The organism is Nocardia sp. JCM 34519.1 (assembly GCF_020361265.1).
GTDB classification, from domain to species: domain Bacteria; phylum Actinomycetota; class Actinomycetes; order Mycobacteriales; family Mycobacteriaceae; genus Nocardia; species Nocardia arthritidis_A.
Genome location: NZ_JAIRBR010000036.1, coordinates 18,155 through 43,639 on the forward strand (window position 1 = coordinate 18,155; position 25,485 = coordinate 43,639).

Genomic DNA, 25,485 nt, shown 5'->3' on the forward strand with positions numbered 1-25,485 from the left:
GACTTCACGGTGTCTCTCGAGCTTTTCTGAATGTGGCCACTCGAAATCGGGTGGCTTCACCCCGGGTGGGGTGGTGTGAGGCAGAGAGGTATCAACGGTGGATCAACTGCTGACGCCCGCCGAGCTGGCGGAGTACATGCACACCACGGTCGCGTCGCTGGCGCAGGACCGCTATCGAGGCCGAGGAGTGCCGTTCGTCAAGCGCGGTAGCCGTGTCCTCTACCGCGCCTCGGATGTCGCGAAGTATCTGGCGGACAACACCTTCCAAGGCACCGAACAGACGGGTGTCGCCTGATGACAAGCAGTTCTCCGTGCGGTTACCAGGAGGCTGACGCCTCGGCGGAGGTGATGGTCGAGCATGCGCTTGCCTACGCGCGCGCCGGGCTGTCGGTGCTGCCCTTGGCACCGGGCGGTAAGACGCCGATGACGAAGCACGGTAAGGACGGCGCGACCACGAACCTCGTGGTGATAGAGAATTGGTGGGCACGGAATCCGTTGTTCAACATCGGAATTCGCCCGAAGTCGGGCGTGGTGGTGCTGGATATCGACCCACGCAACGGCGGGACCACCGAGGCGCTGGGGAGCCTTCCCGAGACATGGATGGCGCAAACCGGTGGTGGAGGCTGGCATCTGTGGTTCCGGTGCGCGGGCAAGATGCGCGGTCGGCTCGAGGGCGCGCCGGGTGTCGACATCAAGACCAACACCGGGTACTTGGTCGCGCCGCCGAGCATTCATCCCTGCGGTGCCCGCTATCGCTGGCTGAACCGGGCACCGATCGCCGAACTACCTGATCGTCTCCGCGACCGGGTGCGCGCTCCGGTCGTCTCCGCCTTCCGGCAGCGGTTGTTCGGCGGCGATGGAACCAGCGCGGAAGGGCTGGTTCGTTCTGTGGCGCAGGCGCATCCCGGACAGCGCAACAACATCCTGTTCTGGGCAGCGGCGCGGGTGTTCGCCGAAGGGCGCGAGCATGAAGTCTTGAACCTCATCATCGAGGCCGCTGAAGCAATCGGGCTGTCGCACAACGAGATCGAGCGAACCATCCGATCGGCGTCGCGGAGGGCCGCGTGACGAACGTGGACTACAGCAACGCGGCACTGGAGCCGCCTGAGGATGTTTCGCCAGTCGAGCTGTCCGGGGCGGCCGTCCTGGATGAAGTGCTCGCTGCCCTGCGCACCTTCTGCGTGTTCCCCACTGTGCACGCGGAGGTCGGCGTGGTGCTGTGGGTCGCGACCACACATTTGACCGCCGCGTTCGAATACGCGCCGCGCCTGGTGCTGCGGTCGGCGGAGAAGCGGTCCGGCAAGTCGCGAGCGCTGGAAGTCATTGACGCACTGGTGTACAAGCCGCTGCGGGCGGTGAATGCCACCGTGCCGTTCATCTTCCGGTCGCTGACCGCCGACCCGCCGCCGACGTTGCTGTTCGACGAGTGCGATACCATCTTCGGCTCCAAGAAGGTCGCCGAGCAGAACGAGGACTTGCGCGGGCTGCTCAACGCCGGGTTCCAGCGCGGGTTGACCTTCGGCCGCGTTGTCGGCCCGAACCATAAGCCGCAGGAGTTCAACACCTTCGCCATGGCCGCTCTCGCGGGCATCGGGCGGATGCCCGACACCATCGAGGACCGCGCCGTCGTCATCGAGATGAAGCGCCGCAAGTCCACCGAGAAGGTATCCCCGTACCGGACCCGCCGCGACCGGCCCCCGCTCGATCAACTGCGCGAAACCCTTGCCGCATGGGCTGATTCGGTGCGGGAGGAATTGGACGGCTATGAACCTGACGACCTCGGGGTGGAAGACCGCGCCGCCGATGTATGGGAACCGCTGATCTCCGTGGCCGACATGGCGGGCGGCACTTGGCCGAAGCTCGCGCGGTCGGCGGCCGTAGCGATGGTCGCCGCCGCCGAGGCCGCCGACGAATCAACCTCGACGAATCTGCGGCTCCTCGCCGATATCCGCGAGATATTCACTACCAGCGGTGAGGTATTCCTGAAGTCGGCGGTGCTGTGCGCGAAGCTGTGCGCGCTCGATGAATCACCTTGGCAGGCCTTCGATTTCAACCCGTCCAAGCTCGGCCACCGACTCCGCGAATACGGCATCAAGACCGACTTCCGCGACAGCTACAAGACCGAGCGTGGCTACCGCCTCGATACATTCGTCGACGCCTTCGAACGCTACCTACCCGCACCCAAGCCGCCCGAAGGCGTCCAAGCCGCCCAAAACGGCACCGACCAGCAACAACGTCTGGACGGCTTCACGATTTCGGACACCTTCAAGGCGTCCGAGGATTCCGGGGCGTCCGACGATAATCACAGCTCAGACGCGGTTTCGGACACCTCGGACGGCTTCGGACGCCCTGCCAAGCGGACATGTCCGGAATGCGGTCTCGACGGGGTGCCCGGCGGACACCAGCGGCACCACGACTGCCAATCCCAATTCGAGCGCCGCGAAGCTACGGGTGCGCAGGCATCGAGACCACTGCTATAAGCCAGGCCCATCACGACCTACCACGAGGGTGTCCGCTCAGTGGACACCCGCCCAAATTCCTCGACGCACAGGGGGTGGGGAAGGGCGAATCTCTGGAGCCGTGGCGGGAGTGACCCGTTCCCAGGCTCGTGCGCGCATTGCCGAGTTTTCCGCGAATGTGTTGAAACTGACTTCCCCTCAACCGAGGGGAAGCCGGAACTCGCACCACCAAAGCCGACGAGAACGCAGAGATGACGGATCGCTGAGTCTCGGTTGAGACGACCCCCCTCCGGAATCCCTAGCTCGAGACCATCCGGACCGTTCCCCCAAGCCCTCTTACAAAAATTCCAGACGACTAAAACCCTTTTACCCGCTGGGTCCGGTACGCCAGACGTACCACACCCAGGGCGACCGAATTCGCCATCAGGATGGATAAGTGTCCCGGAATGCCTCGCGTACGGTGGCGGCGTCCGGCGCATCGCGTTCTTCGATTCCGGTTACGACCTCGGCGACGCGCCAGTAGTTGGACGGCACCAACCGACCGGAGGTGACGGCCGCGAGTGCGACATGGGCCGCCTCGTCCGGTTTGTCGGCCGCGACGAGGGCCAGGCCCAAATCGAGGTTCGCGGACGCGATGCGGCGCGGCCGGATGGCAGCTGCGCCTGCGAGATCGGCGAGAACGTGCCGTGCGTATGCCTCGGCGGCCGGATCGCCCAGCCACGACAAGGTTGTGGCTACATAGGCATCCGACTTTGCAGGGTCGTATCGGAAATGGTGTTCCGGTCGGTCCGGGACATGTAGTCCGGAAACCAGCCGGGCGACCCTGCGCAGCGCGTTGTACGTTCCTTTCGCGTCACCGAGTCGCGCAAGTGCGCGCCCCTCCTGCGCCGTCGACTGGATGAAGGCCGAGCAATCCGGCGGGGCAATGGCCTGCGCGGCACGCGAAAGCTCCACTGCCGCAACGAAACCGCCTGCCGTCAGCTGTTGCCACGCTCGCGTCTCCAAGCACCACGCGGCGATCTCCGGATGTCCGGCTTCGTCGGCGATATCGCGCACCAGGCGCAGGCGGGCCGCAGCTGCCGCCACCTCGCCCAGATCGATGTGGCAAGTACCCGCCAGTAACGAGAGCCAGCCGACAGTGACGAGCAGCCTGCGGTGTTCGACCAGGGTCTTCTTGCCCTCCATCAAGCGGGCGGCGTAGCCGAGATGCTGCTGCACCTGGGCAAGTAGCTGATCGGGCGCGGTAGTCGGGTAAGCCGAAGCCAAATCGTCGACCGCCAGTTCCAAGCGCTCGAGGGTGCCGCCGCCAATGTCCGATGCCGCAACCCGCTGTACCCAATCCAGGGCAGCAAGCTCACCATCCGTAGATCGCTCGGCGGTGACAGTTCCGGCCCCGAGTACCTTCTTGTAGGCGGCCACCACCTCGATCGTGGCAGGGCGTTTCCCGGTTTCGATCAGGCTCAGATACGAGGGCGTGAAGTGGGTGCGCCGGGCGATTTCGCGCAGGCCCATTCCGGCCGCCTCGCGAGCGGCGCGCAGCATCGAACCCAGTTCCATATGTCCCTCGTCGACTGCAAACACCCTGTCAACACCGTATCCGGGTCACCGCGAACCGCGCAGCCATAGCGTCAGTTTCAGGCCCCGCCGCCGGGCCGATGCCGATGGCACACCGATCCACTACCGCGCCGCTGGACCGGTGGCGAAAGCCCTCGGCGGCGGGTGCCTCCGACATTCGCACAGGGGAAGGAATTCCATGCGGGACAAAGCAATTGGCTTCTTGCAGCAGGAAATCTCCGGCGAGGACCAGGGGCGTGACGAGCAGCTGATCCGAGATACGGCCGCGTTGATCGGGTACGGGCTCGTCGAAATCGTCGCCGTCAACGAGGACACCTTCATGCCCACCGTGGTCGTGATCCAGCACCTTCAGCAGGAGGAGGCGTCGGCGATCATCGCGCCTTCGGCCGATCATGTGTGGCGGGCTGGTAGGGCCTACACCGAGTTCTGCGACGTAATCGCCGCCGATACCGGGCAGGTCTGGGCGCGCGGGCACCGCTGGCCGCCGCTGACGCACCGACCGGGCATTCCAGGGGCGTGAGACCGATGGAGGTCTGGCAGGGCGTCCTCGGCCTTCTCGTCCTGGCGATCGCAACCACATTGGTCCTGCTGCCCGCCAGCCCTGCCAAAGGGCCGAAGGTGCGGGTGCATTACTGCTGGATCGGCTGGCGGGTCGACGAGCGGATCGAGTGGCCGATGAGTATCGACCGCGCCCACTACCTGATGCGTGAACACCTTGTCTGCCAGGCGGAGTGGTGCCAGTGGAAAGCCGCCGCGTTCCGGCGGCTCGTTGTCGCTGGGCGCATTCGACCTGACAGCCGATCGGAGGACTACGGGCGGTGATGCACGCAGGGAAATTGCCAGGGCAAGCGAAAAGGCAAGAAAGTCAACACGTTTCGAATTGGGAAGGAAACTTCTGGTGCCGCGTGAGTCCGAGGTCAAGATGATGTCCTCGATCCGGCGCAAGTGCTCATGGTCGAGCGCACCGCGATGGGGAAGGTGATGATGCCGATCGGGGATGCGCGGGTGGAGTGTCTGTGGGTGCGGTTCGCCGGGGTCCGTACCGCGCACCAACCGTATATCGGTGGCGAATACACCGTTGTCGCAGTGCCTTTCGAGAACGTGTTGGATCTGGTGGCTGAACTCGTGGCGAACGCGTCCTGGTTCTTCCCCGATCAGATGCGCGGTGTGCGCCTGGTCAGGAACCGAGATGATCTCGGGGCGGATTCGACTAGTCCGTAGCGGCGCGGGGACGAAAGCCAAGTAGCTCGAGTCCAAGCTTTTCCCTCTGCTGAGCGGACAGCTTCCCCTCAACGGAGGGGAAGCTGTGTAATGACTTCGGTCACACCCGCCTCTACCGGCCGCCCCGGAACTGTTCGGTGAGTCCGTCCTGCGGCCAGGGGGATTCAAATCTCGGGCACATCCTCGGCAGAACCGCACAGTCAGCCGTCTCTACACGCTGACAAGCTGGCCGAAACGTTCCGCGAACCAGGGGAGGCGGATTTCCGAACTCGCCTGACGTTTGCTGATTGACCGGCGAGGGGAGCCGCTGTGACCGTTTTCGTGACGGTTTTCCGGGTGATTGTGGGTGCTCTCGGATGATCCGGTGTGAACGCGTTCCTCCTGCGGGCGGCGCATGGTCGGCCGAAAGCCCTGGTGGTTGGCCTACCAGGGTGCTCGGCCGATCACCGGGCGTCACCTTGCTCCGTGTAAGGTTCGCACGGTGAAGGCATTAAGGCGTTTCACCGTCCGTGCCCATCTTCCTGAGCGTCTGGCGGCGTTGGGCGAGTTGTCAACGAATCTGCGGTGGTCGTGGCATTGGCCGACGCAGGATCTGTTCGCCGAGCTCGATCGGGAGCGGTGGGCGGAGTTGGGGCACGATCCGGTGCGGATGCTGGGGGAGGTGCCCGCCGCGCGATTGGATGAGCTGGCGGCGGACCCGGATTACGTTCGGCGGGTGGACGACGCGGCCGATGGACTGCGCGACTATCTGACCCGGCCGCGCTGGTTCCAACGGCAGTTCGACGGTCAGGTCCGCGGAATCGCCTATTTCTCCATGGAATTCGGTGTCACCGAGGTGCTGCCGAATTACTCCGGCGGCCTCGGGATCCTGGCGGGCGATCATCTGAAATCGGCGTCCGATCTGGGTCTTCCGTTGATCGGTGTCGGATTGCTTTACCGCTCAGGATATTTCCGCCAGTCGCTGTCGGCGGACGGATGGCAGACCGAGCACTACCCGGCGCTCGACCCGCAGGGCCTGCCGCTGCGGCTGCTCACCGGCGAGGGTTCGCCGGTGCTCATCCACGTCGCCATGCCCGACCACCGGGTGCTGCGGGCTCGGGTGTGGATCGCGCAGGTCGGGCGAGTTCCGTTGCTGCTCTTGGATTCCGATATCGCCGAGAACGATCCGGAACTGCGACTGGTGACCGATCGCCTGTACGGCGGCGATCAGGAGCATCGGATCCGCCAGGAGATCCTGGCCGGTATCGGCGGTGTGCGCGCGGTGCGCGCCTACACCCGCGCCATGGGCCTGCCCGATCCCGACGTATTCCATATGAACGAGGGTCACGCCGGCTTCCTCGGCGTCGAGCGGATCCGCGAATTCGTCGCGGGCGGACTGGATTTCGATACGGCGCTGGCCGCGGTGCGGGCCGGAACGGTGTTCACGACGCATACCCCGGTGCCCGCGGGCATCGACCGCTTCCCGATGCCGATGGTGCGGCGCTATTTCGGCGGCGCGCACGGTGAAACCGAATCCGCTTTGCTGCCAGGGCTTTCCGTGGACCGGATCGTCGCGCTGGGGCGCGAGGCCGATCCTTCGGTGTTCAACATGGCGCATATGGGTCTGCGACTCGCCCAGCGCGCCAACGGCGTTTCCGAACTGCACGGCGAGGTGAGCCGCGCCATGTTCAACGGGCTGTGGCCGGGCTTCGACGCCGCCGAGGTGCCGATCGGTTCGGTGACCAACGGTGTGCACGCCCCGACCTGGGCCGCCCGCGAATGGATCGACAAGGCGCGCGAATACATCGGTTCGGAACTGGTCGAGGAGGCGCGCGGCTGGGAGCGGCTGCACGACGTCGACCTCGGCGAACTGTGGTCGACCCGGAATTCGCTGCGCGCCACCCTGGTCGCCGAGGTGCGCCGCCGGGTGCGTCGGTCGTGGCTGCAGCGCGGCGCCGCCGAGACCGAATTGGGTTGGGTGGACAGCGTTTTCGATCCCGAGGTGTTGACGGTCGGTTTCGCGCGCCGGGTGCCGACCTACAAGCGGTTGACGCTGATGCTGCGTGATCCGCAGCGGTTGCGTGCCCTGCTGCTCGATCCGGAACGCCCCGTGCAGTTGGTGGTGGCTGGTAAGAGCCATCCGGCCGATGACGGCGGAAAAGCGCTGATACAGCAGGTGGTTCGGTTCGCCGACGATCCCGAGGTGCGGCACCGCATCGTCTTCCTGCCCGACTACGACATGTCGATGGCCCGCTTCCTGTACTGGGGTTGTGATGTGTGGCTGAACAATCCGCTGCGCCCGCTCGAGGCCTGCGGTACGTCGGGCATGAAGTCGGCACTCAACGGCGGCCTCAACCTCTCCATCCGGGATGGTTGGTGGGACGAGATGTACGACGGCGAAAACGGTTGGGCCATACCGACCGCCGACGGCGTCGCCGATGAGCACCGCCGCGATGATCTCGAGGCGGCGGCGCTCTACGACCTGTTCGAACGCACCGTCGCACCGCGTTTCTACGACCGCGACGGGTCCGGGATGCCGGTGCGCTGGGTGGAGATGGTGCGCCACACCTTGGAGACGCTGGGGCCGAAGGTTTTGGCGTCCAGGATGGTTCGCGATTACGCCGTCGAGTACTACGCGCGGGCCGCGGCCGCGTTCCAGCGTGTCACCGCCGACGAATTCGCCGCGGCGCGGGCCGCGGCCGAGTACCGGCGTCGCGTCGAATCCGCTTGGCCCGCGGTGAAGGTCATTCAGGTCGACAGCTCCGGTCTGCCCGATACGCCGATCATCGGCGCGCCGATGTCGCTGCACGCCCGCATCGATCTGGGTGGTCTGCGCACCGAGGATGTCGCGGTGCACGCGGTGTTCGGCCGGGTCTCGCCGTCCGACGAGCTCTCCGAGGTGACGACCATCCCGATGACGCATACCGGATCCGATTCCGGCACAGAGCTTTTCACGGTGCAGACGCCGGTTCCGCTGTCCGGCGCCGTCGGCTACACGGTCCGGGTGCTCCCGCACAACGAACTGCTTGCCTCCGACGCCGAACTGGGGTTGATCGCCGCGCCGAGCGCGTAATCCCTACACGCGACTCAGTGCGCCGCGGCCGTCATCGCGGCGATGAGCTCCGCACCGGTGTACGCGCGTCCGCCGATACCCCACGCACCGTCGGGCGCGTTGAGAATGTTCACCCAGGTGTCGTTGCGGTCGTGACCGGTGACGGTGAGGTCGTCGACGATATCGGTGGCGGCCGCGACGAATGCCGCGCGACTGGCCGGATCGGGCAGCCCGATATTGGGCAGCTTGAGCTCGACCATGACCAGCGGCCGGTTGACGCCGCCGCCGTAGATATGCCGGGCCGGAAGCAGATGTACTGTGCCGCCGACGATTTCGGTGAAGAAAGGATTCCCGGTGCCGCCGCTGACGGCGAGCAGGGCGGCGGTGAGCCGCGGCAGGATCTCACGCTCGCCGAGTTCGGTGAGCACTCCGGCCGGGGCGGTGACGGTAATGGGCATGTGCGTTCCCTTCGAAGACCGCTAGTACGTACGTACTAGCGAGAAGAAGTGTGCGCTAGGATGGCCGTACTAGTCAATGGAGGAAATATGGCCGCTGATACCCGGGAGCGGATGATCGACGCCGCCGTCGAGGCGCTGCGGCACAAAGGTGTGGCGGGCATGTCGTTCACCGCCGTGCTGGAGGCGAGCGGAGCCGCGCGCGGCGCGATCTACCACCACTTCCCCGGCGGCAAGACCGAACTCGTCGCCGCCGCGGCAACACGCAACGGAGACGTTGTGCGCGAACATCTTTCGGAGCTGCCCGGCACCGATCCACTGGAGGTGGTCGAGGCGTTCCTGGCGCAGGTGCGCCCGGTGGTCGCCGCCTCGGCGGAGGGTGCGGGATGTGCGGTCGCCGCGGTCACCATCGATCCGGAGACCAGCGCATTGCGGACCATCGCCGCCACCGCATTCGATTCGTGGACAACGACACTCGCGCATCTACTGCGCGGCGCGGGCAGCGATGCGGCCACCGCGGACGACCTCGCGACCACCTTGATCACCCTGCTGGAGGGTGCGCATGTGCTCTGCCGCGCCGCCGAATCGATCGAACCGTTCGACCGCGCCGCCCGCGCCATCCGGGAGTTGGTCGCACGGCGTTATCCGCGCCCCGAACGCTGAGCTCCGGGAACGGCTGGATCGCAACCGGTTTCGCGTCAGCGGCTCATTTCGCGCTGAGCCGGACCAATCCCTTGGGGTCCCACGGCAGTGGCCCGGTCGGAAAACTGAAGCGCAGCAGGCGATGTGGGCTCGTGGCGTCGAAATGCAGTGTGAAGGCGGGCAGTAGACCGTGCACGACCTTGTCCAGCAGACCGCTGATATGCGCGAAGCTCGGCTTGGCGCGCACCTGCCAGGCGTCGAAGCGGCCCGCCGGCACCTCGACGGTGGTGCGTTTTTCCACCCTGACCTCGACGGGCCAGTGGATGGAGTAGCCGAGCCAGAGGTTGACGGTGGCCTTCGTGCCCTTGCGGAAATCGAGGCCGCGGAAGGTGATCATGCCGCCGAGCAGCGGCGTCAGCGGTGTGGGGAAGGGCTGGACCTTGCCGCCGAATTGCAAGTGCGAGGTGCCGGCGAAATTGCCCTCCTCGCGGCTGACCACCACGTCGCGATGTCTGCTCTCGGCCCGGTAAGTGGTCGCGGAGAGGTTGCCGCCGGTGCGGTCGAAGGTCTGGGTGACGGTCATCGTGAACTCGTCGGGCAGGTCGACGGTGAGCACGCTGCGGTAGGTATCGGCGTCGTCGTACTCGATCAGCGACGAGGCGCGGTACTCGGTCGGGTCGGAGCCGACGGTCGCCACGTACTGGGACAGCTCGCCCGCCTCGATGCCTGGATCGCGAAAAGTGTTGGGCACCTTGACTTCCCCTCATCGGATTCGGTTGGTGCGCGGCCGCTGGAGTGCGCAATGCAACGGCGTCGTTTCGAAGCTAGATGAGCCTGTCTGGGATGGCTACCGTGACACTGGTCACGAACTGCCCGGTCGGTGCATGCGCCGGTTCTGGGATTCGGTGAATCGTCGGCTAACGTGCCTGAGCACCCATTTTTCTGATCCCCCTGGAGAACCCATGGCCTCCGATGTGCTGACCCGAACCCGGGGTCGCCTGGACGCGTATTTCGGCGTCAGTCAGACCGGCTCGACCGTGCGGCGCGAGCTGATGGCCGGAACGGTGACGTTCCTGGCCATGTCCTATGTGCTCGCCGTGAACCCGGCGATCCTCGGTGACCAAGGCGCGTTGGGCGACAAGGGAATTCCGATGCAGGCGGTATTCACCGCGACCGCCGTCGCCGCGGTGTTCGGCACGCTGGTGATGGGCATCTGGGCCAGGTATCCGATCGCGCTGGCACCGGGTATGGGTCTGAACGCCTTCTTCGCGTTCACGGTGGTTCAGCAGATGGGGATTCCCTGGCAGACCGCGCTATCGGGAACGTTCCTATCCGGGCTCATCTTCCTGGTCCTGGCGGTGACGAAGGTCCGCGAACGCATACTCAACGCCATCCCGATGCAGATGAAGCTGGCGGTCGGCGCCGGCATCGGCATGTTCGTCGCATTTCTCGGCCTCAAGAATGCGGGCATCGTCGTCGCGAGCAAGGCCACCTTCGTCACGCACGGTGATTTCACCAAGGGCACCACGCTGCTCGCGCTGTTCGGCTTGCTCATCACGGTGATCTTCCTGGTGCTGCGCTGGCACGGCGCGGTGCTGTACGGGATCGTGCTCACCGCGCTGCTCGGCATGATCACCGGGCTGGTCAAGCTGCCGGACGGTGTCGTCGCGATGCCGAAGGGTTTGGATCAGACCTTCGGCCAGGCCATCATTCACCTGCCGGACGCATTCACCGGTCAGATGGTCGTCGTCGTGCTGACCATGCTGTTCGTCGATTTCTTCGATGCGTCGGGCACCCTGATCGGCGTCGCCAATCAGGCCGGGCTCCTGGACAAGAACGGTCAGCTGCCGCGCGCGTCGAGCGCGCTGGCCGCCGATTCGGTCGGCACCATGGCGGGTGCGGTGATCGGAACCTCCACCACCACCGCGTATGTCGAGTCGACGGCGGGTGTCTCGGCGGGCGGACGCACCGGGCTGACGGCGGTGACCACCGCGGGCTGGTTCCTGATCGCGATGTTCTGTTTCCCGATTTTCTCGGTGATCGCGGGTTCCGGCGAGGTGACCGCGCCCGCGCTGATCGTGGTCGGTGTGTTGATGGCGCGGGCGCTCGGGGAAATCGACTGGAATCGGCTCGAATATTCGGTGCCCGCATTCATCACCGTGGTGGTTACGCCGCTCACCTATTCGATCGCGTACGGCCTCGCCATGGGAATGGTGTTCTATCCGGTGGTGATGGTGGCGCGCGGCCGGATCAAAGAGGTGCATCCCGCCATGTGGGCGCTGATGGTCGTATTTCTCGGTTATTTCTTCTTCCTGGCGGAGTGAACGGGCGTCATTTCGGGTCGATCGGGGCATAATCCCCAGTTGTTGGACAGTTGCCGCGGTCCGTGCAATGATTCGGACCGCAGTCCGCTTCATTGGTGAAGTTGGTTTCTCGGCGGAGATACGCCAGCGCGCTGCGCCGGGTATGCGCACACGAATACAAATCGCAGGCACGGATGAAGGACGAGCATGTCTACCAACACAATTCAGCGCGCCACCGGCGCAACAAGCGAGCTGGACAAGGTATCGACCGACATCGGCCTACTGGTGCTTCGAGTCGGCTTCGGCGGTGTGCTCGCGGCTCATGGTGCACAGAAGCTGTTCGGCTGGTTCAACGGCATGGGCTGGCAGACCACGGCCAGCGTCTTCGACGGGATGGGTTACAAGCCCGGCAAATTCTTCGGCACCCTCGCCGGACTGTGTGAGTTCACCGGCGGGTTGTTGCTGGTGCTCGGCCTGGTGACCCCGCTCGCGGCCGCCATCGTGATCGGCACCATGATCAATGCGATCAACGTGACCTGGGGTCCCGGCCTGCTCGGCAAGGGCGGATGGGAGGAGCCGCTGTTGTTCGCCCTCGCCGCACTGACATTGGCCTTCACCGGCCCGGGCAAGTTCTCGCTCGACCACGGACGCCTTTGGCACCGGCAGGGATTCATCTGGGGAGCCGGGGCCCTCGTACTCGCGGTGGTCACCGCGGCGCTCACCCTGCTGGTCAAATCCTGAGACCCCACGGCGCGGTGATCCAGGATCACCGCGCCGTGTCACAGTCCGGGATGCTGCATCGTCTTCCTCGTGTTGTCATGAACGACTACAACCGAGGAGTGATGTGACCATCGAGATCAGCAACCCGGCGGAACTGCACGACCCGACCGGCTTCGGCTACAGCCACGTCGCGCGGGTGCGCGGCGAGTTGGTTTTCATCGCGGGGCAGTACGACTCCGACGCCGAGGGGCACACCACCAGTGACGATTTCGCGGTTCAGGTGGACCGCGCCTTCGCGAATCTCGGTGTGGCACTGCGGTCCGTCGGACTCGACTATGCGGATGTCGCCCAGTTGCGCAGCCATATCGTCGATCACGACCTGGACAAGCTGGCCGTGCTCGGCCGCAAGATCGCCGAACTCTGGGGCGATCGCCCGCCGACGCAGACGCTGAGCGGCGTTGCGGCGCTTGCCCTTCCGGGAATGCTATTCGAGGTGGACGCGATCGCGGTGCGCGGGGAGGGATAGTCCGTCAGCGCAGCACCAGGATGGTGCTGGCGCCGTGGTGGAATTCGAAGTCCACGTCCCGCAGTTCGGTCTGGAGCCCCTTGTCGTGCAGTTCTTTTCGGAGCTTGTCGACCAGGGGGTCCAGGTTGGCGCCGGTGTGGTCGACCAGCGGGTAGATCCTGGTCTCACCGATAGCGACCCTGGCGAGCTCCACCAGCGCGGCGAGATGGAAGTCGGCGTCGAGCCGGTCGGCGTAGCTGAAGAGCAGATGTGAGCTGAGCACGAGATCGAAACTCTTGTCGGGGAAGGGTAGCGAGGGTAGTCGGGCGCCGATGTAGCGCTCCGGATGTTCGGTGAGATCGGCGCCGAAACGGCGAGCCGACGCGGTGCGCATGCGCAGATGTTCGGCCGGGCTGCCGTACCAGTCCCACCGGCGACGATGCGAATGCCTTGCCGCCCAACGGGTTGCACGATCGCACTCGCGCAGCGCGGTCGCCCTGAGGTCCTCGGCGGACCGGGTGTATATGGGATCGACGGCGATGACCTGCGCGCCGAGATCACTCGCCTCGGCGGTGAAACCCGCTGCGCCACCGGGACAATCGAGGATACGACCACGCAATTCGCTGGCGGTGAGCCCGAAAATCGCTCGGTATTCCGCCAATGATCTTGCGCTGATGATGAATTCGCCGAGTGTTTCGGTATCGGGGTGCGTCATCTGGCCACGGTCTCATGGAAAGGCCGGGCGTGAGAGGGATTTTGTTGCGGGGCAACGAGATTTGTATGTCCCCGCGCCGCGTGCAGGGCTTGGCGCGGGGACGACCGATACATTCGGTGTGGGAATTGGGGGTTCACCGAAGTACCACAACCCAACTTACTTCTGATCGGAACTAAATCCAGTTCTTGTGAGTGGTATCACAAACCGGTCGTCCTATGTATGGTTTGCTCACGTTTACGGCGCGGTGGCGGTGAGGCGCTGCAGCGCCTTGATCACCACCTCCGGATCCGCTGTCTCCCAGTACGGTGGCAGCGAAGCGCGCAGGTAGCCGCCGTAACGGGCAGTGGCCAAACGTGAATCGAGAATCGCGACGACACCGCGGTCGTCCACGCTGCGCAACAGTCGCCCGGTGCCCTGCGCCAGTAGCAACGCCGCATGATTGGCGGCCACCGCCATGAAGCCGTTGCCGCCACGCGATTCCACCGCGCGCTGCCGCGCCGTCAACAGCGGATCGTCGGGGCGCGGGAACGGAATCCGGTCCAGGATCACCAAACTCAGCGATGGGCCCGGCACGTCGACGCCCTGCCACAGTGAGAGCGTGCCGAACAGCGAGGTCGCCGGATCGTCGGCGAACTGGCGGACCAGCTGACCGGTCGCGTCGTCACCCTGGCAGAGCACGGGCGTATCCAACCGGGAGCGCAACGCCTCTGTCGCGGACTTGGCCGCCCGCATCGAGGAGAACAGTCCGAGGGTGCGACCACCCGCGGCGCACATCAACCGCTCGATCTCGTCGAGGTAGGCGGGCGAAAGACCGTCCCGGCCGGGGGCGGGCAAATGCTTTGCGACGTAAAGGATTCCGGATTTGGCGTGATCGAACGGGGAGCCGACGTCGAGCGCGCTCCAGCGCACCTTCTCGTCGTCGGCGGGCGCCTGCGCGCCATTGGCGAGGGCCGCGTCGGATTTGTTCGCCGACTGCGCGGGCAGCCCCCAGGTGATCGCGAGACCGTCGAAGGAACCGCCGATCTGCAGCGTCGCCGAGGTCAGGATGACCGTCGCGGTGCCGAAAAGCCTGCTGCGCAACAGTCCGCCGACCGCGAGCGGCGCCATCCGCAGCGTGCGCCGGGTGACCCCGCGAATCTCCTCGGCGGACAGCCAGATCACATCGTGGCGCTTGGCCGGATCGGGCTCCTCGAATGCGGTGAGCGCACGCACCGCGCCGTCGTGCACCTCGTCGATGGCGGCCAGTGCGAGATTGCGCTGGGCGGCCACGTCGGGATCGCCCTGCGCGGTGGTGCCGCCGGGCGGTGCCAGCGCGGTGCGCGCATTCCACGCCGCATCGCGGACCAGCGCGAGTACCGGGGCGATGCCCTCGGGAAGGGTGTCCCAGCGGGCGGCAGGCAGCTCGTCGAGCGCGGCGTGCCAGGCCTCCGCGGCGGCCTCCAACCGGTCCACCTCTTGCTCGTCGACGAGTTTGGCGCAGCGGCGGGCGGCCGCGCTGATCGCGGCGGGCGCGAGTTCGGCGGTGGCCACGCCGGTGACCCGGTCGACGAGTTCGTGCGCCTCATCGATGACGACGACATCGTGTTCCGGCAACACCTGGATACCGCTGATGGCGTCGATGGCGAGCAGGGCGTGGTTGGTCACCACCACATCGGCCTGCGCCGATTCGGCGCGGGCGCGTTCGGCGTAGCAGTCCTGGCCGAACGGGCAGCGGGATTTGCCCAGGCATTCGCGGGACGACACGCTGACCTGTCGCCACGCTCGATCGCTCACCCCGGGTACCAGGTCGTCGCGGTCGCCGGTTTCGGTATTCGAGGCGAACTCGTTGAGCCGCTGCACCTCGCGGCCGAGCCGGGAGATGGCGAAGGCGTCGAACAGCTCGGCCTCGGCCGGTTCGTCCGGAATGACGCTATTGATCTTGTTGAGGCACAGATAGTTGTTGCGGCCCTTGAGGATCGCGAATTTCGCGGTGCGGCCCAGCGGCCCGCGCAATGCCTCCGCCAGGCGCGGCAGATCCCGGTCCACCAGCTGGCGCTGCAGTGCGATCGTCGCGGTGGACACCACCACCGTGCGCCCGGTGCGCACCGCGTACCGCAGGCTCGGCACCAGATAGGCCAGCGACTTACCGGTCCCGGTGCCCGCCTGCACCGCCAGGTGCTCCTTGGTGTCGATGGCGTGATCCACCGCGGCCGCCATCGTCAGCTGGCCGGTGCGTTCCTTCCCGCCCAGCGCCTCGACGGCGGCGGCCAAAAGTTCGGGTACTGGCGGGAGTTCGGGCACGCGCAGCAGCCTACTGGCTCGCACCGACACGAAGATCGGCCGCCGCGTTGGCCTGAATGAGACGGCCGGTGTGTCACTGGGCGCGTCGCGTGCCGACCGCGCCTTCCAGTTCGACGCCGGCGGCGCGCAACTCGCCGAGGGCCGCTTCGGTGGTGTCGGGCGCGACGCCCGCGGTGAGGCCGAGCAATACCCGGGTGCGGAATCCGGCGGTGCGCGCGTCCAGCGCGGTTGCCCGGACGCAGTGATCGGTGGCGATGCCGACCACGTCGACGGAATCGATATCCCGGGCGCGCAACCATTCGGCGAGGTCGGTACCGTCGGGCGCCGCGCCCTCGAAACCGGAATACGCGGCGGAGTATTCACCCTTCGAGAAGATTTCCTCGATGGGCGCGGTATCGAGATTCGGGTGGAAATCGGCGCCCGGCGTGCCGACCCGGCAGTGCGGCGGCCAGGAGTCGACATAATCCGGGTGGTCGGAGAAATGCGCGCCGGGATCGATGTGATAGTCGCGGGTGGCGACGATCGCGGCATAGTCGCCGCTCACCAGATAGTCGCTGATCTTGGTGGCGACGGCCGCACCCCCGGTGACCGCGAGCGATCCGCCCTCACAGAAGTCGTTCTGGACATCGACGACGATCAATGCTCGGCTCATGAGACACCTCCTGCTGTTCGCAGCGTAGAACGGAATTGAACGAGAAGTCCCCCGCGCCCGTATCCACTGTGTTGTCGAGGATTCGTCGGAGGGCAGCCATGGCTCGGATAATTTGGGCGTTTCTCGGTTTGGTCGCGTTCGCCGCGATCGGGATAGGTCTGGCCGAGGCATACGGAAGTGCGGAACTGGTCGGCGCGGTGGTGCGCGGATCCCTTTTCGGGCTGGTGGTTTTCGTGGTCCTCTCGCTGGTGCAGCGGCGAAATACGAAGGGCCGCAACAAATAGCGATTCAATTCACGAACGTCGTCGGAATCGCGGGCTCCCCGTCGGATAGTTTCAGCCCCTCCCACGGCAGGCTGATCAATCCGCGCGCGACCAGCTCCCGGCTCCGCTCCAGCGCCGGTTTCTCGACGATCGATCCGGCGCGCACCAGCGGCACCAGCAGCTCGCGGGATTCGAAACCATTTGTGGCGGGCGGCTTTCCGGCCGCGGGGTAAACGATCTCCTCGACAATGGTTCCGGTGTTCCTGGCCAGCCGGACCGCGCGCTTGGTGCCGCCGCGCGACTCCTTATGGCTGCTGCGCTTGGCCACCGGCAGCCCGTCGACCTCCACCAGTTTGTAGACCATGCCCGCGGTCGGCGCGCCGGAACCGGTGACCAGCGCGGTGCCGACGCCGTACGCGTCGACCGGTTCGGCGCGCAGCGCGGCGATGGAGTATTCGTCGAGATCGCCGGACACCACGATCTTCGTCTTGGTGGCGCCGAGCCCGTCGAGCTGATCGCGCACCTGTCTGGCCAGTACCCCGAGATCGCCGGAATCGATTCGCACGCCGCCCAATTCGGGCCCGGCGACCTCGATGGCGGTGGCCACGCCCCTGGTGATGTCGAAGGTGTCCACCAGCAGTGTGGTGCCGATGCCGAGCGCCGCGATCTGGCTGCGGAACGCCGCCGCCTCGTGCGCGCCGTCGGCCGCGCTGTGTAGGAGTGTGAACGCGTGCGCGCTGGTGCCCGCGCTCGGCACGCCGAAGCGGCGCGCGGCCTCCAGATTCGAGGTCGCGTCGAATCCGGCCAGGTACGCGGCGCGGGCGCTGGCCGGCGCGGCCAGTTCATGGGTGCGCCGGGAACCCATCTCGATCATCCGCCGCCCGGCCGCCACGCTGACCATCCGGGCCGCGGCCGAGGCGATCGCGCTGTCGTGATTGAGGATCGACAGGATCAGCGTCTCCAGCACGACGCATTCGGCGAAGCTGCCGCGCACCGAAAGTATCGGGGAGCCGGGGAAATACAGCTCACCCTCGGGATAGCCGTCGATATCGCCGGTGAATCGGTAGTCGCCCAGGAAGTCGAGCGTGCGGTCGTCGAGGAAGCTGGCAGCCGCGAGTTCCGGCGCGCCGAAACGGTAGTGCGCCAACGCGTCCAGCAGCCTGCCGGTGCCCGCGACGACGCCGTAGCGGCGGCCGTGCGGCAATCGCCGCGCGAACACCTCGAAGCTGCACCGCCGCCATGCCGAACCGTCGGCGATGGCCGCGGCGAGCATGGTCAGCTCGTACTGGTCGGTGAGCAGTGCGGTGCTGAAACCGTCCGCCGCGACGTGATAGGTGTCGCCGGGGCCGCCGTCGCGGATGCTGGTTTTGCCGTCGCGGATATCCACCCAGTCACTGTATGCGGCCGGTTCACTGAGACCGGCGCTGCCGCCGTATCCGGCGCACGCCGATGGCCGGCGTGACGGTCACGATGGCGCGCTGATGTCCGGCCGGGGTGTTGTGTATTCGGAGTCGGCCCGTACCCTGGATGTTATGGGCTTGTGCAACACGAACGCGACGCTGTCCGCGGCACAGGCGACCCCGGAAGCGGTCGAGTACACCGAGATCCTGGAGGCGGAGGACCGCCCCTGGGTGACCGTGGTTTGGGATGATCCCGTCAACCTCATGCACTACGTGACCTACATTTTTCAAAAGCTGTTCGGTTACAGCAAGAGCAAGGCGACGGAGCTGATGCTCAAGGTGCACAACGAGGGCAAGGCGGTGGTCTCGTCTGGCTCGCGGGACAAGATGGAGCACGATGTCCAGCGACTACACGCCGCCGGACTCTGGGCGACCATGCAGCGGGACGACTGACCGGGACGACTACCGTAGCGACGTGCGAAAGTGGAGCCGGAAGAACTCGTTGAGCGGTCTCAAGCTGCGATCCGAGATGGATGCGCGTGAGGCCAGCGTGTTGCGTTCGCTGGTCGGCGCCGTCTCCGGGCTGTTGACCGAGCGGGCGAGTTCCGCTCCCGAGGACGATCTGGCCGCGCTCACCGGGCTGCGCACCGGCAACACCATCCCACCCGACGATCCGCGACTGCGCCGCCTGCTGCCCGACTTCCACCGCAGCGAACCCGGATCCCCCGACGCCGACCGCGCCGATCTGAACAGCGCGCTGCGCGGGCTGCACGAGCCGGAGATCATCGACGCCAAGCTGGCCGCCGGTTCGGTGGTCCTGGACACCGTCCCCGCCGACGGCGGGCGCATCATCCTCACCCCGGAGCAGGCCGATGCCTGGCTCACCGCGCTCACCGACGTCCGGCTCGCGCTCGGCACCGTACTCGGCATCGATGCCGAGACCCCGGATCAGCTGAATCCGGACGATCCGCGCGCCCCGCACCTGGACGTCTATCACTGGCTCACCTGGATGCAGGACTCACTGCTACAGGCACTTTCGCCGTAGGACACGCCGAAATATCTGTGCGCGAACAGGTCTCGTCTGGAATAACGGCAAGGAGGCCGGATCGTGAATGCGCAAGCGGGAAAACGTAATTCGCTGACCGATGTCGAAGGCATTCTGGTCGGTCACCATCATGTGCTCGATCCGGACGCGACGCTCGGCTCCGGCGCGGCGACCGGATGCACCGTGGTGCGCATCCCCGGCGGTGCGACGGCCGCGGTCGACGTGCGCGGCGGCGGACCGGGTACCAGGGAGACCGATCTGCTCGACCCGGGCAATACCGTGCGTCAGGTACACGCGATCCTGCTCACCGGCGGCAGCGCCTACGGGCTGGCCGCGGCCGATGGCGTGATGCGCTGGCTCGAGGAGCACGGCGAGGGCATTCCGATGGATCCGGCCGATCCGGGCCGGGTGGTGCCGATCGTGCCCGGTGCGGTGATCTTCGATCTTCCGGTGGGGGAGTGGGGGATTCGGCCCACCGCGGAATTCGGGTACCGGGCGGCCGATGCGGCGGCCGCCGAATTCGACCGCGGTTCGGTCGGCGCGGGCGTCGGCGCGCGGGCGGGTTCGATCAAGGGTGGAATCGGTTCCGTCAGTGTGGTTCTCGCCGAGGGTCCGGCGGCGGGCGTCACCGTTTCGGCGCTCGTGGTCGCGAATCCGGTCGGCTCGGTATTCGACCCGCGCACCGGATTGCCTTGGGGCGCGGGCACCGACGGACCGGACTATTTCGGATTGCGTTCGGCCACACCGGAACAGCTCGCGCACGCCAATGCGCTTCCGGTGAAGGGCACGGTCCTCAACACCACCATCGGCGTCGTCGCCACCGACGCGGCCCTCGATCCGGCCGGCTGCCGCCGCATGGCCACCACCGCGCACGACGGCCTGGCCAGGGCGACCCGCCCGGCCCATTCGCCGCTGGACGGCGACACCCTGTTCGCGGTGTCCACCGGAACAAAGGAAACGGCCGACCTGCCGCTGCCACCGGCCTTTCCGGGCAATCTGCTGGTGCTGGACGCGGTGTGCACCGCCGCTGCGGTGTGTGTGGAACGCGCCATCGTCGATGCCATCCGCACCGCGACCCCGGTCGCCGGGATCCCGACCTACACCGAATTGTTCGGCCGGTGAATTCCGGGGCGAACCGATCCGGTCGGCCGGTATTCGGGAATAGCCGAATATCCTGACTCGTTGTCGAGTGCGATGGGTCGGCCGGGTGCTGTACCGATGTGTGGAAGGGTTTGACTCGTGCTGGTGATAAGGGCCGACCTGGTCGAGGCGATGGTGGCGCATGCGCGCGCCGATCATCCGGATGAGGCCTGCGGTGTCATCGCCGGTCCGGAGGGTTCGGATCGGCCGGAGCGTTTCATCCCGATGATGAACGCCGAGCGCTCGCCGACGTTCTACCGCTTCGATTCCGGCGAGCAGCTGAAGGTCTGGCGCGGGATGGACGACGCCGACGAGACCCCGGTGGTGATCTACCACTCGCACACCGCGACCGAGGCCTACCCGAGCCGCACCGACGTGTCCTACGCATCCGAACCGTTCGCCCACTACGTGCTGATCTCCACCCGCGATCCCGAGCGCCACGAGCTGCGCAGCTACCGGATCGTCGGCGGCGAGGTCACCGAGGAGCCGGTGCACATCGTCGATGCCTACGAAACCGCCTGACCGCCAAGAGTTTTCCGCTGAATCGGAGGAGTATCCATGCCGGTAACCGTGTCCATCCCGACCATCATGCGCGGCCTCACCGGAGGTGAGAAGCGGGTGCAGGCGCAGGGCGCGACGCTGTCCGCTCTCATCGACGACCTGGAGGCCAACCACCCCGGCCTGGCCGAGCGCCTGCTCAAAGACGGCAAACTGAACCGCTACGTCAATATCTACGTCGACGACGAGGACGTGCGCTTCGCGGGCGGACTGGCGGCCGAGGTGCCCGAGGGCGCCAGCGTCACCATCCTGCCCGCCGTTGCCGGAGGCAGCGAATCGGGCACCGCCGCGGGAGTCCATTGATCCCGTGGCGCGTTACGAATCGCTGATCGCGACCCTCGGCAACACCCCGCTGGTCGGGCTGCGCACCCTGTCCCCGAACTGGGACGGGGAGAATCACGTGCGGCTGTGGGCCAAGCTGGAAGACCGCAACCCCACCGGGTCGGTCAAGGACCGTCCGGCATTGCGGATGATCGAACAGGCCGAGGCCGATGGCAAGCTGACACCCGGTTGCACGATTCTGGAACCCACCAGCGGCAATACCGGAATCTCGCTGGCCATGGCCGCCAAGCTCAAGGGCTATCGGCTGGTGTGCGTCATGCCGGAGAACACCTCGGTGGAGCGGCGGCAGCTGCTGACCATGTTCGGCGCGCAGATCATCGATTCGCCGGCGGCGGGCGGCTCGAATCAGGCCGTGGCACTTGCCAAGCAGATCGCCGCCGAAAATCCGGACTGGGTGATGCTCTATCAATACGGCAACCCGGCCAACGCGCTCGCGCACTATGAGACGACCGGCCCGGAGATCCTGGCCGACCTGCCGGAGATCACCCACTTCGTCGCGGGCCTGGGTACAACGGGAACCCTGATGGGCACCGGGCGCTTCCTGCGCGAGAAGGTGCCGGGCATCGAAATCGTCGCCGCCGAACCGCGTTACGGCGAACTGGTTTACGGGCTGCGCAATATCGATGAGGGCTTCATCCCCGAGCTGTACGACGAATCGGTGCTGACTACCCGCTTCTCCGTCGGACCGTTCGACGCGGTCAGGCGGACCCGCGAATTGGTGCTGGAGGAGGGCATTTTCGCGGGCATCTCGACCGGCGCGATCCTGCATGCCGCGCTCGGCGTCGCGCGCAAGGCGCAGCGGGCGGGCATCCGCGCCGATATCGCCTTCGTCGTCGCGGACGGCGGCTGGAAGTACCTGTCCACCGGTGCTTACGACGGCACGCTGGAGGAAGCGGAGGAGCGGCTCGACGGCCAGCTCTGGGCGTGAAGTTCGGCACGGCCCGCGTTCAGTTCCCAGCGCACCCGGGTACGCGGCGTGGGTCGCGTCGGTACCCTCGGAAGAGCGGGGAACATTCCCGCGATACGAGGAGGTTGCGATGACCGGCGGCGCTGGACTCGGTCCGTCCTTCGATCCGGATCGGCTCGCGGCCGTGCGGGCCCGCCTCGGCGATTCCGGTACACAAGTGCCAGTTGCGCCCGCCCCGGCGGGGAATATGGCCGCGATAAAGCGGCTCTGGCTGCGCGCAGGCATCCTGATCTGCGCATTCGTCGCCCTGCTCTACGGCGTCGAGGGCGTCGACACCCTCGACAATCACCAGCTCGACCGCAACGGCATCGAGCCGCGTCACCTCGACGGCCTGTGGGGCATCCTGTTCGCCCCGCTGCTGCACGCGAATTGGGCGCATTTGATGGGCAATACGCTGCCGGTGCTCGTCCTCGGCTTCCTCGCCCTGCTCGCGGGCATCGGCCGCGGCATCGCAGCGACGGCCATCATCTGGCTGATCGCCGGGCTCGGCACCTGGCTCACCGGCGGCAGCGGCACCGTACACCTCGGCGCGTCCTCGCTGGTGTTCGGCTGGTTGACATTCCTGATCATTCGCGGCTGGTTCGCTCGCAGCGTCGGGCAGATATTGCTGGGCCTGGCCGTACTCGCCGTCTACGGGTCGCTGCTGTGGGGCGTATTGCCCGGTCAACCCGGAATCTCTTGGCAGGGCCACCTTTTCGGCGCGGTGGGTGGAGTGCTCGCCGGCTGGGTACTCTCGGGCAATGAACGTTCGCGCCGCCGCGGCACCGGAGCCGGACTACCCGCCGCTACCCGCTGACCCGATGGGCCGCCGAGAAATGTGGGGGATCGGTTCTTGAACGAGAAAACGTCGTGGCAGCATGGGGGAATGCGCCTTACCGTCCTCGGGTGCTCGGGCAGTGTGTCCGGCCCGGAGTCCCCAGCGTCCGGCTACCTGTTGACCGGGCCGGATATGAGGCCGGTGGTCATCGATTTCGGGCCCGGTGTACTCGGTGCGCTGCAGCGTTACGCGGATCCCGGCGAGGTCGACGTTTTCCTCACCCATTTGCACGCCGATCACTGCCTCGATATGCCCGGTTTGCTGGTGTGGCGGCGCTACCACCCGAACCCGCCCGTCGGCACCGCCATCGTGCGCGGCCCATCCGATTCGCCGCTGCGCATCGGCAATGCCTCGGCGGAGAACGGCGGCGAAACCGACGACTGGTCCGATGTCATCGATTTCCGGCCGTGGACCGAGCACGAACCGATCGAATTCGGTCCCGGGCATACGGTTGTCGCGCGGCGGATGTACCACCCGCCGGAGGCGTACGGGCTGCGCATCACGTCCGCGTCCGGGCGCACCTTCGTCTACACCGGCGACACCGCGATGTGCGATGCGGTGCACGAGCTGGCCAAGGGCGCCGACGTGCTGATGTCGGAGGCGTCCTGGACGCACGACCCTGCCAATCGTCCGCCGGGCATACATCTTTCGGGTACCGAGGCGGGTCTGATCGCCGCCGAAGCCGGGGCGAAGGAATTGCTGCTCACCCACATTCCGCCGTGGACCTCGCGGGAGGACGTCATCGCCGAGGCCAAGGCGGTATTCGCCGGGCCCGTGCACGCGGTGCTGCCGGGCGAGACATTCGATCTCTGAATCCGATTGGGCCGTTCACTCATGTCCCGTATGGCCGGTTGCCCGGGTAACCGGTCGGTGCCATAGGCTGAGGTCGTGTCGAGACGAGCCGATGGCAGGGCGGACGATGAACTCCGCGAGGTCAGGATCACCAGGGGTTTCACCACCCATCCCGCCGGATCGGTGCTGGTGGAATTCGGCCAGACGCGGGTGATGTGCACCGCGAGCGTCACCGAGGGTGTGCCCCCGTGGCGGCGCGAATCCGGATTGGGCTGGCTCACCGCCGAATACGCGATGCTGCCCGCCGCGACGCACACCCGCAGCAGCCGCGAATCGGTGAAGGGCAAGGTCGGTGGCCGCACCCAGGAGATCAGCAGATTGGTCGGCCGGTCGCTGCGCGCCTGCATCGACCTGGCCGCGATCGGTGAGAACACCATCGCCATCGACTGCGATGTGCTGCAGGCCGACGGCGGCACCCGCACCGCCGCCATCACCGGCGCGTACGTCGCGCTCGCCGACGCGGTGACCTGGTTGGGCGCCGCGGGCGGATTGGCCGACCCGCAACCGATTTCGTGCGCGATCGCCGCGGTCAGCGTCGGCGTCGTCGACGGCCGGGTCCGCCTCGACCTGCCGTACGAGGAGGATTCGCGCGCCGAGGTCGATATGAACGTCGTCGCCACCGACACCGGAACCCTGGTCGAGATCCAGGGCACCGGTGAGGGTGCGACCTTCCCGCGCTCCACCCTGGACAAGATGCTCGATGCCGCGCTCGCGGGCTGCGAGCAGCTGTTCGCGGTGCAGAAGGAGGCGCTGGCGCTGCCGTATCCGGGTGTGCTGCCGGAACCGGCCGATTCGGCGAGGCGCAAGTAGATGGCGCGGGTACTCGTCGCCAGCCGCAACGCGAAGAAGCTGAAGGAGTTGCGGCGCATCCTCGATGAGGCGGGTGTCGCGGGCATCGAGATCGTCGGACTCGACGACGTGCCCGCATACGACGAGGCGCCGGAGACCGGCGCCACCTTCGAGGAGAATGCGCTCGCCAAGGCCCGCGACGGTGCGGCCGCCACCGGATTGCCTTGTGTCGCCGACGATTCCGGTATCGCGGTGGACGCGTTGAACGGTATGCCCGGTGTGCTTTCGGCCCGCTGGTCCGGCAGGCACGGTGATGACGCCGCGAACAACGCGCTGCTGCTGGCCCAGCTCGGCGATGTCCCGGACGAGCGGCGCGGCGCGCGATTCGTCTCCGCCTGCGCACTGGTCGTGCCGGGCGGCGCGGAAACCGTTGTGCGCGGCGAATGGCCGGGTGTCGTCGGACGTAAACCGTTGGGGGAAGGCGGGTTCGGTTATGACCCGCTGTTCTTCCCGGACGGCGGAGAGGTCAGCGCGGCGCAGCTCACCCCGGCCGAAAAGGATGCGGCATCCCACCGAGGGCGGGCGCTGCGTCAGCTGCTGCCCGCCCTTTCGGCATTGGCCGACTAGGGCGTGTTTCGAAGTAGGTGATGGGGTGGGGCCCCGGGTGGGGGGGCCCCCCCACCATGTGGTGTGTGGGGGGGGTTGGGCCCGGGGGGGGATGGGGGGGGGGGGCGGGGGTTGGGGGTTGCGGCCC

Annotated in this window: 29 protein-coding genes; 22 read left to right on the plus strand and 7 right to left on the minus strand. The window is 66.7% G+C overall.

Annotation, left to right across the window (positions count from 1 at the left end; genetic code table 11):
• Positions 1-97 precede the first annotated feature (97 nt).
• The 3 genes from LGY53_RS42240 to LGY53_RS42250 are packed head-to-tail and all read left to right on the plus strand — an operon-like array spanning position 98 to position 2,480.
• Entirely contained in the window at positions 98-295 is a 198-nt protein-coding gene (locus tag LGY53_RS42240) for a helix-turn-helix domain-containing protein (protein ID WP_308103110.1), read from the plus strand.
• Positions 296-348: 53 nt separating this feature from the next.
• Positions 349-1,068, plus strand: a complete 720-nt coding sequence (locus LGY53_RS42245; protein WP_225732296.1) for a bifunctional DNA primase/polymerase — start codon at positions 349-351, stop codon at positions 1,066-1,068.
• On the plus strand, positions 1,065-2,480 hold the full coding sequence (locus tag LGY53_RS42250) for a DUF3631 domain-containing protein (protein WP_225732297.1): 1,416 nt from the start codon (positions 1,065-1,067) through the stop codon (positions 2,478-2,480). The genes LGY53_RS42245 and LGY53_RS42250 overlap by 4 nt, the downstream gene beginning before the upstream one ends.
• A 402-nt stretch (positions 2,481-2,882) precedes the next feature.
• On the opposite strand, the gene LGY53_RS42255 is transcribed toward LGY53_RS42250, so the two are convergent.
• Entirely contained in the window at positions 2,883-4,040 is a 1,158-nt protein-coding gene (locus tag LGY53_RS42255) for a helix-turn-helix domain-containing protein (RefSeq protein ID WP_225732298.1), read from the minus strand.
• A gap of 172 nt (positions 4,041-4,212) precedes the next feature.
• Between LGY53_RS42255 and LGY53_RS42260 the strand changes: the two genes are divergently transcribed.
• From LGY53_RS42260 to glgP, 4 genes are all read left to right on the plus strand, one after another.
• A complete protein-coding gene (locus tag LGY53_RS42260; protein ID WP_225732299.1) occupies positions 4,213-4,554 on the plus strand; it encodes a hypothetical protein in 342 nt (113 codons plus the stop codon).
• Positions 4,555-4,559: 5 nt separating this feature from the next.
• Positions 4,560-4,856 carry a hypothetical protein gene (locus tag LGY53_RS42265; RefSeq protein WP_225732300.1) on the plus strand — a complete coding sequence of 99 codons (297 nt, stop codon included), beginning with the start codon at positions 4,560-4,562 and terminating at the stop codon, positions 4,854-4,856.
• 129 nt (positions 4,857-4,985) lie between these two features.
• Complete coding sequence (locus LGY53_RS42270) at positions 4,986-5,255, plus strand: hypothetical protein (protein ID WP_225732301.1); 270 nt, start codon at positions 4,986-4,988, stop codon at positions 5,253-5,255.
• Positions 5,256-5,736: 481 nt separating this feature from the next.
• Positions 5,737-8,307 carry an alpha-glucan family phosphorylase gene (gene glgP / locus LGY53_RS42275; RefSeq protein ID WP_225732302.1) on the plus strand — a complete coding sequence of 857 codons (2,571 nt, stop codon included), beginning with the start codon at positions 5,737-5,739 and terminating at the stop codon, positions 8,305-8,307.
• 14 nt (positions 8,308-8,321) lie between these two features.
• On the opposite strand, the gene LGY53_RS42280 is transcribed toward glgP, so the two are convergent.
• Complete coding sequence (locus tag LGY53_RS42280) at positions 8,322-8,744, minus strand: hypothetical protein (protein WP_225732303.1); 423 nt, start codon at positions 8,742-8,744, stop codon at positions 8,322-8,324.
• 87 nt (positions 8,745-8,831) lie between these two features.
• Here LGY53_RS42280 and LGY53_RS42285 point away from each other — a divergent pair, with 87 nt between their 5' ends.
• Positions 8,832-9,404, plus strand: a complete 573-nt coding sequence (locus LGY53_RS42285) for a TetR/AcrR family transcriptional regulator (RefSeq protein ID WP_225732304.1) — start codon at positions 8,832-8,834, stop codon at positions 9,402-9,404.
• A gap of 43 nt (positions 9,405-9,447) precedes the next feature.
• Here the strand turns inward: LGY53_RS42285 and LGY53_RS42290 are convergent, their stop codons facing one another.
• Positions 9,448-10,134 (minus strand): DUF3108 domain-containing protein, encoded by a 687-nt coding sequence (locus tag LGY53_RS42290; protein ID WP_225732305.1) that lies wholly within the window; start codon positions 10,132-10,134, stop codon positions 9,448-9,450.
• A gap of 211 nt (positions 10,135-10,345) precedes the next feature.
• Between LGY53_RS42290 and LGY53_RS42295 the strand changes: the two genes are divergently transcribed.
• The 3 genes from LGY53_RS42295 to LGY53_RS42305 all read left to right on the plus strand — a co-directional run bounded on the left by LGY53_RS42295 (position 10,346) and on the right by LGY53_RS42305 (position 12,932).
• Positions 10,346-11,707, plus strand: coding sequence for an NCS2 family permease (locus tag LGY53_RS42295; protein ID WP_225732306.1), 1,362 nt, complete (start codon positions 10,346-10,348; stop codon positions 11,705-11,707).
• A 186-nt stretch (positions 11,708-11,893) separates the two neighbouring features.
• Positions 11,894-12,427 carry a DoxX family protein gene (locus LGY53_RS42300; RefSeq protein WP_225732307.1) on the plus strand — a complete coding sequence of 178 codons (534 nt, stop codon included), beginning with the start codon at positions 11,894-11,896 and terminating at the stop codon, positions 12,425-12,427.
• A 103-nt stretch (positions 12,428-12,530) separates the two neighbouring features.
• Positions 12,531-12,932 carry a RidA family protein gene (locus LGY53_RS42305; RefSeq protein ID WP_225732308.1) on the plus strand — a complete coding sequence of 134 codons (402 nt, stop codon included), beginning with the start codon at positions 12,531-12,533 and terminating at the stop codon, positions 12,930-12,932.
• 4 nt (positions 12,933-12,936) lie between these two features.
• Here the strand turns inward: LGY53_RS42305 and LGY53_RS42310 are convergent, their stop codons facing one another.
• From LGY53_RS42310 to LGY53_RS42320, 3 genes are all read right to left on the minus strand, one after another.
• Positions 12,937-13,626: a methyltransferase domain-containing protein gene (locus LGY53_RS42310; RefSeq protein ID WP_225732309.1), complete on the minus strand. Its 690-nt coding sequence runs from the start codon at positions 13,624-13,626 to the stop codon at positions 12,937-12,939.
• A gap of 234 nt (positions 13,627-13,860) precedes the next feature.
• Entirely contained in the window at positions 13,861-15,906 is a 2,046-nt protein-coding gene (locus LGY53_RS42315) for an ATP-dependent DNA helicase (RefSeq protein WP_225732322.1), read from the minus strand.
• Between the two features lie 73 nt (positions 15,907-15,979).
• A complete protein-coding gene (locus tag LGY53_RS42320; protein WP_225732310.1) occupies positions 15,980-16,558 on the minus strand; it encodes a nicotinamidase in 579 nt (192 codons plus the stop codon).
• Positions 16,559-16,656: 98 nt separating this feature from the next.
• Here LGY53_RS42320 and LGY53_RS42325 point away from each other — a divergent pair, with 98 nt between their 5' ends.
• Positions 16,657-16,842: a hypothetical protein gene (locus tag LGY53_RS42325; protein WP_225732311.1), complete on the plus strand. Its 186-nt coding sequence runs from the start codon at positions 16,657-16,659 to the stop codon at positions 16,840-16,842.
• 4 nt (positions 16,843-16,846) lie between these two features.
• On the opposite strand, the gene LGY53_RS42330 is transcribed toward LGY53_RS42325, so the two are convergent.
• Positions 16,847-18,181: a nicotinate phosphoribosyltransferase gene (locus LGY53_RS42330; protein ID WP_308103111.1), complete on the minus strand. Its 1,335-nt coding sequence runs from the start codon at positions 18,179-18,181 to the stop codon at positions 16,847-16,849.
• Positions 18,182-18,353: 172 nt separating this feature from the next.
• Between LGY53_RS42330 and clpS the strand changes: the two genes are divergently transcribed.
• The 10 genes from clpS to rdgB all read left to right on the plus strand — a co-directional run bounded on the left by clpS (position 18,354) and on the right by rdgB (position 25,358).
• Positions 18,354-18,674 carry an ATP-dependent Clp protease adapter ClpS gene (gene clpS / locus LGY53_RS42335; protein WP_167472547.1) on the plus strand — a complete coding sequence of 107 codons (321 nt, stop codon included), beginning with the start codon at positions 18,354-18,356 and terminating at the stop codon, positions 18,672-18,674.
• A gap of 22 nt (positions 18,675-18,696) precedes the next feature.
• On the plus strand, positions 18,697-19,266 hold the full coding sequence (locus tag LGY53_RS42340) for a DUF2017 domain-containing protein (RefSeq protein WP_225732313.1): 570 nt from the start codon (positions 18,697-18,699) through the stop codon (positions 19,264-19,266).
• 63 nt (positions 19,267-19,329) lie between these two features.
• Positions 19,330-20,388 carry a P1 family peptidase gene (locus tag LGY53_RS42345; RefSeq protein WP_225732314.1) on the plus strand — a complete coding sequence of 353 codons (1,059 nt, stop codon included), beginning with the start codon at positions 19,330-19,332 and terminating at the stop codon, positions 20,386-20,388.
• A 117-nt stretch (positions 20,389-20,505) separates the two neighbouring features.
• Positions 20,506-20,928 (plus strand): Mov34/MPN/PAD-1 family protein, encoded by a 423-nt coding sequence (locus tag LGY53_RS42350; RefSeq protein ID WP_225732315.1) that lies wholly within the window; start codon positions 20,506-20,508, stop codon positions 20,926-20,928.
• A 36-nt stretch (positions 20,929-20,964) separates the two neighbouring features.
• On the plus strand, positions 20,965-21,267 hold the full coding sequence (locus tag LGY53_RS42355) for a MoaD/ThiS family protein (RefSeq protein ID WP_225732316.1): 303 nt from the start codon (positions 20,965-20,967) through the stop codon (positions 21,265-21,267).
• 4 nt (positions 21,268-21,271) lie between these two features.
• Positions 21,272-22,234 carry a PLP-dependent cysteine synthase family protein gene (locus LGY53_RS42360; protein ID WP_225732317.1) on the plus strand — a complete coding sequence of 321 codons (963 nt, stop codon included), beginning with the start codon at positions 21,272-21,274 and terminating at the stop codon, positions 22,232-22,234.
• 226 nt (positions 22,235-22,460) lie between these two features.
• A complete protein-coding gene (locus LGY53_RS42365) occupies positions 22,461-23,069 on the plus strand; it encodes a rhomboid family intramembrane serine protease (RefSeq protein WP_225732323.1) in 609 nt (202 codons plus the stop codon).
• Between the two features lie 69 nt (positions 23,070-23,138).
• Positions 23,139-23,903, plus strand: coding sequence for a cyclic nucleotide-degrading phosphodiesterase (locus LGY53_RS42370; protein ID WP_167472553.1), 765 nt, complete (start codon positions 23,139-23,141; stop codon positions 23,901-23,903).
• Between the two features lie 75 nt (positions 23,904-23,978).
• Entirely contained in the window at positions 23,979-24,752 is a 774-nt protein-coding gene (rph, locus tag LGY53_RS42375; RefSeq protein ID WP_167472554.1) for a ribonuclease PH, read from the plus strand.
• Entirely contained in the window at positions 24,753-25,358 is a 606-nt protein-coding gene (gene rdgB / locus LGY53_RS42380) for an RdgB/HAM1 family non-canonical purine NTP pyrophosphatase (RefSeq protein ID WP_225732318.1), read from the plus strand.
• Positions 25,359-25,485 lie beyond the last annotated feature (127 nt).

Bases quoted from the DNA above. Each gene is read 5' to 3' on its own strand.
- LGY53_RS42320 (WP_225732310.1), bottom strand. From the start codon at position 16,558: ATGAGCCGAGCATTGATCGTCGTCGATGTCCAGAACGACTTCTGTGAG.
- LGY53_RS42270 (WP_225732301.1), top strand. From the start codon at position 4,986: ATGGTCGAGCGCACCGCGATGGGGAAGGTGATGATGCCGATCGGGGAT.
- LGY53_RS42260 (WP_225732299.1), top strand. From the start codon at position 4,213: ATGCGGGACAAAGCAATTGGCTTCTTGCAGCAGGAAATCTCCGGCGAG.
- LGY53_RS42365 (WP_225732323.1), top strand. From the start codon at position 22,461: ATGGCCGCGATAAAGCGGCTCTGGCTGCGCGCAGGCATCCTGATCTGC.
- LGY53_RS42370 (WP_167472553.1), top strand. From the start codon at position 23,139: ATGCGCCTTACCGTCCTCGGGTGCTCGGGCAGTGTGTCCGGCCCGGAG.
- LGY53_RS42300 (WP_225732307.1), top strand. From the start codon at position 11,894: ATGTCTACCAACACAATTCAGCGCGCCACCGGCGCAACAAGCGAGCTG.
- clpS (WP_167472547.1), top strand. From the start codon at position 18,354: ATGGGCTTGTGCAACACGAACGCGACGCTGTCCGCGGCACAGGCGACC.
- LGY53_RS42295 (WP_225732306.1), top strand. From the start codon at position 10,346: ATGGCCTCCGATGTGCTGACCCGAACCCGGGGTCGCCTGGACGCGTAT.
- LGY53_RS42265 (WP_225732300.1), top strand. From the start codon at position 4,560: ATGGAGGTCTGGCAGGGCGTCCTCGGCCTTCTCGTCCTGGCGATCGCA.
- LGY53_RS42325 (WP_225732311.1), top strand. From the start codon at position 16,657: ATGGCTCGGATAATTTGGGCGTTTCTCGGTTTGGTCGCGTTCGCCGCG.
- rdgB (WP_225732318.1), top strand. From the start codon at position 24,753: ATGGCGCGGGTACTCGTCGCCAGCCGCAACGCGAAGAAGCTGAAGGAG.
- LGY53_RS42285 (WP_225732304.1), top strand. From the start codon at position 8,832: ATGGCCGCTGATACCCGGGAGCGGATGATCGACGCCGCCGTCGAGGCG.
- LGY53_RS42280 (WP_225732303.1), bottom strand. From the start codon at position 8,744: ATGCCCATTACCGTCACCGCCCCGGCCGGAGTGCTCACCGAACTCGGC.
- LGY53_RS42355 (WP_225732316.1), top strand. From the start codon at position 20,965: ATGCCGGTAACCGTGTCCATCCCGACCATCATGCGCGGCCTCACCGGA.
- LGY53_RS42310 (WP_225732309.1), bottom strand. From the start codon at position 13,626: ATGACGCACCCCGATACCGAAACACTCGGCGAATTCATCATCAGCGCA.
- LGY53_RS42245 (WP_225732296.1), top strand. From the start codon at position 349: ATGGTCGAGCATGCGCTTGCCTACGCGCGCGCCGGGCTGTCGGTGCTG.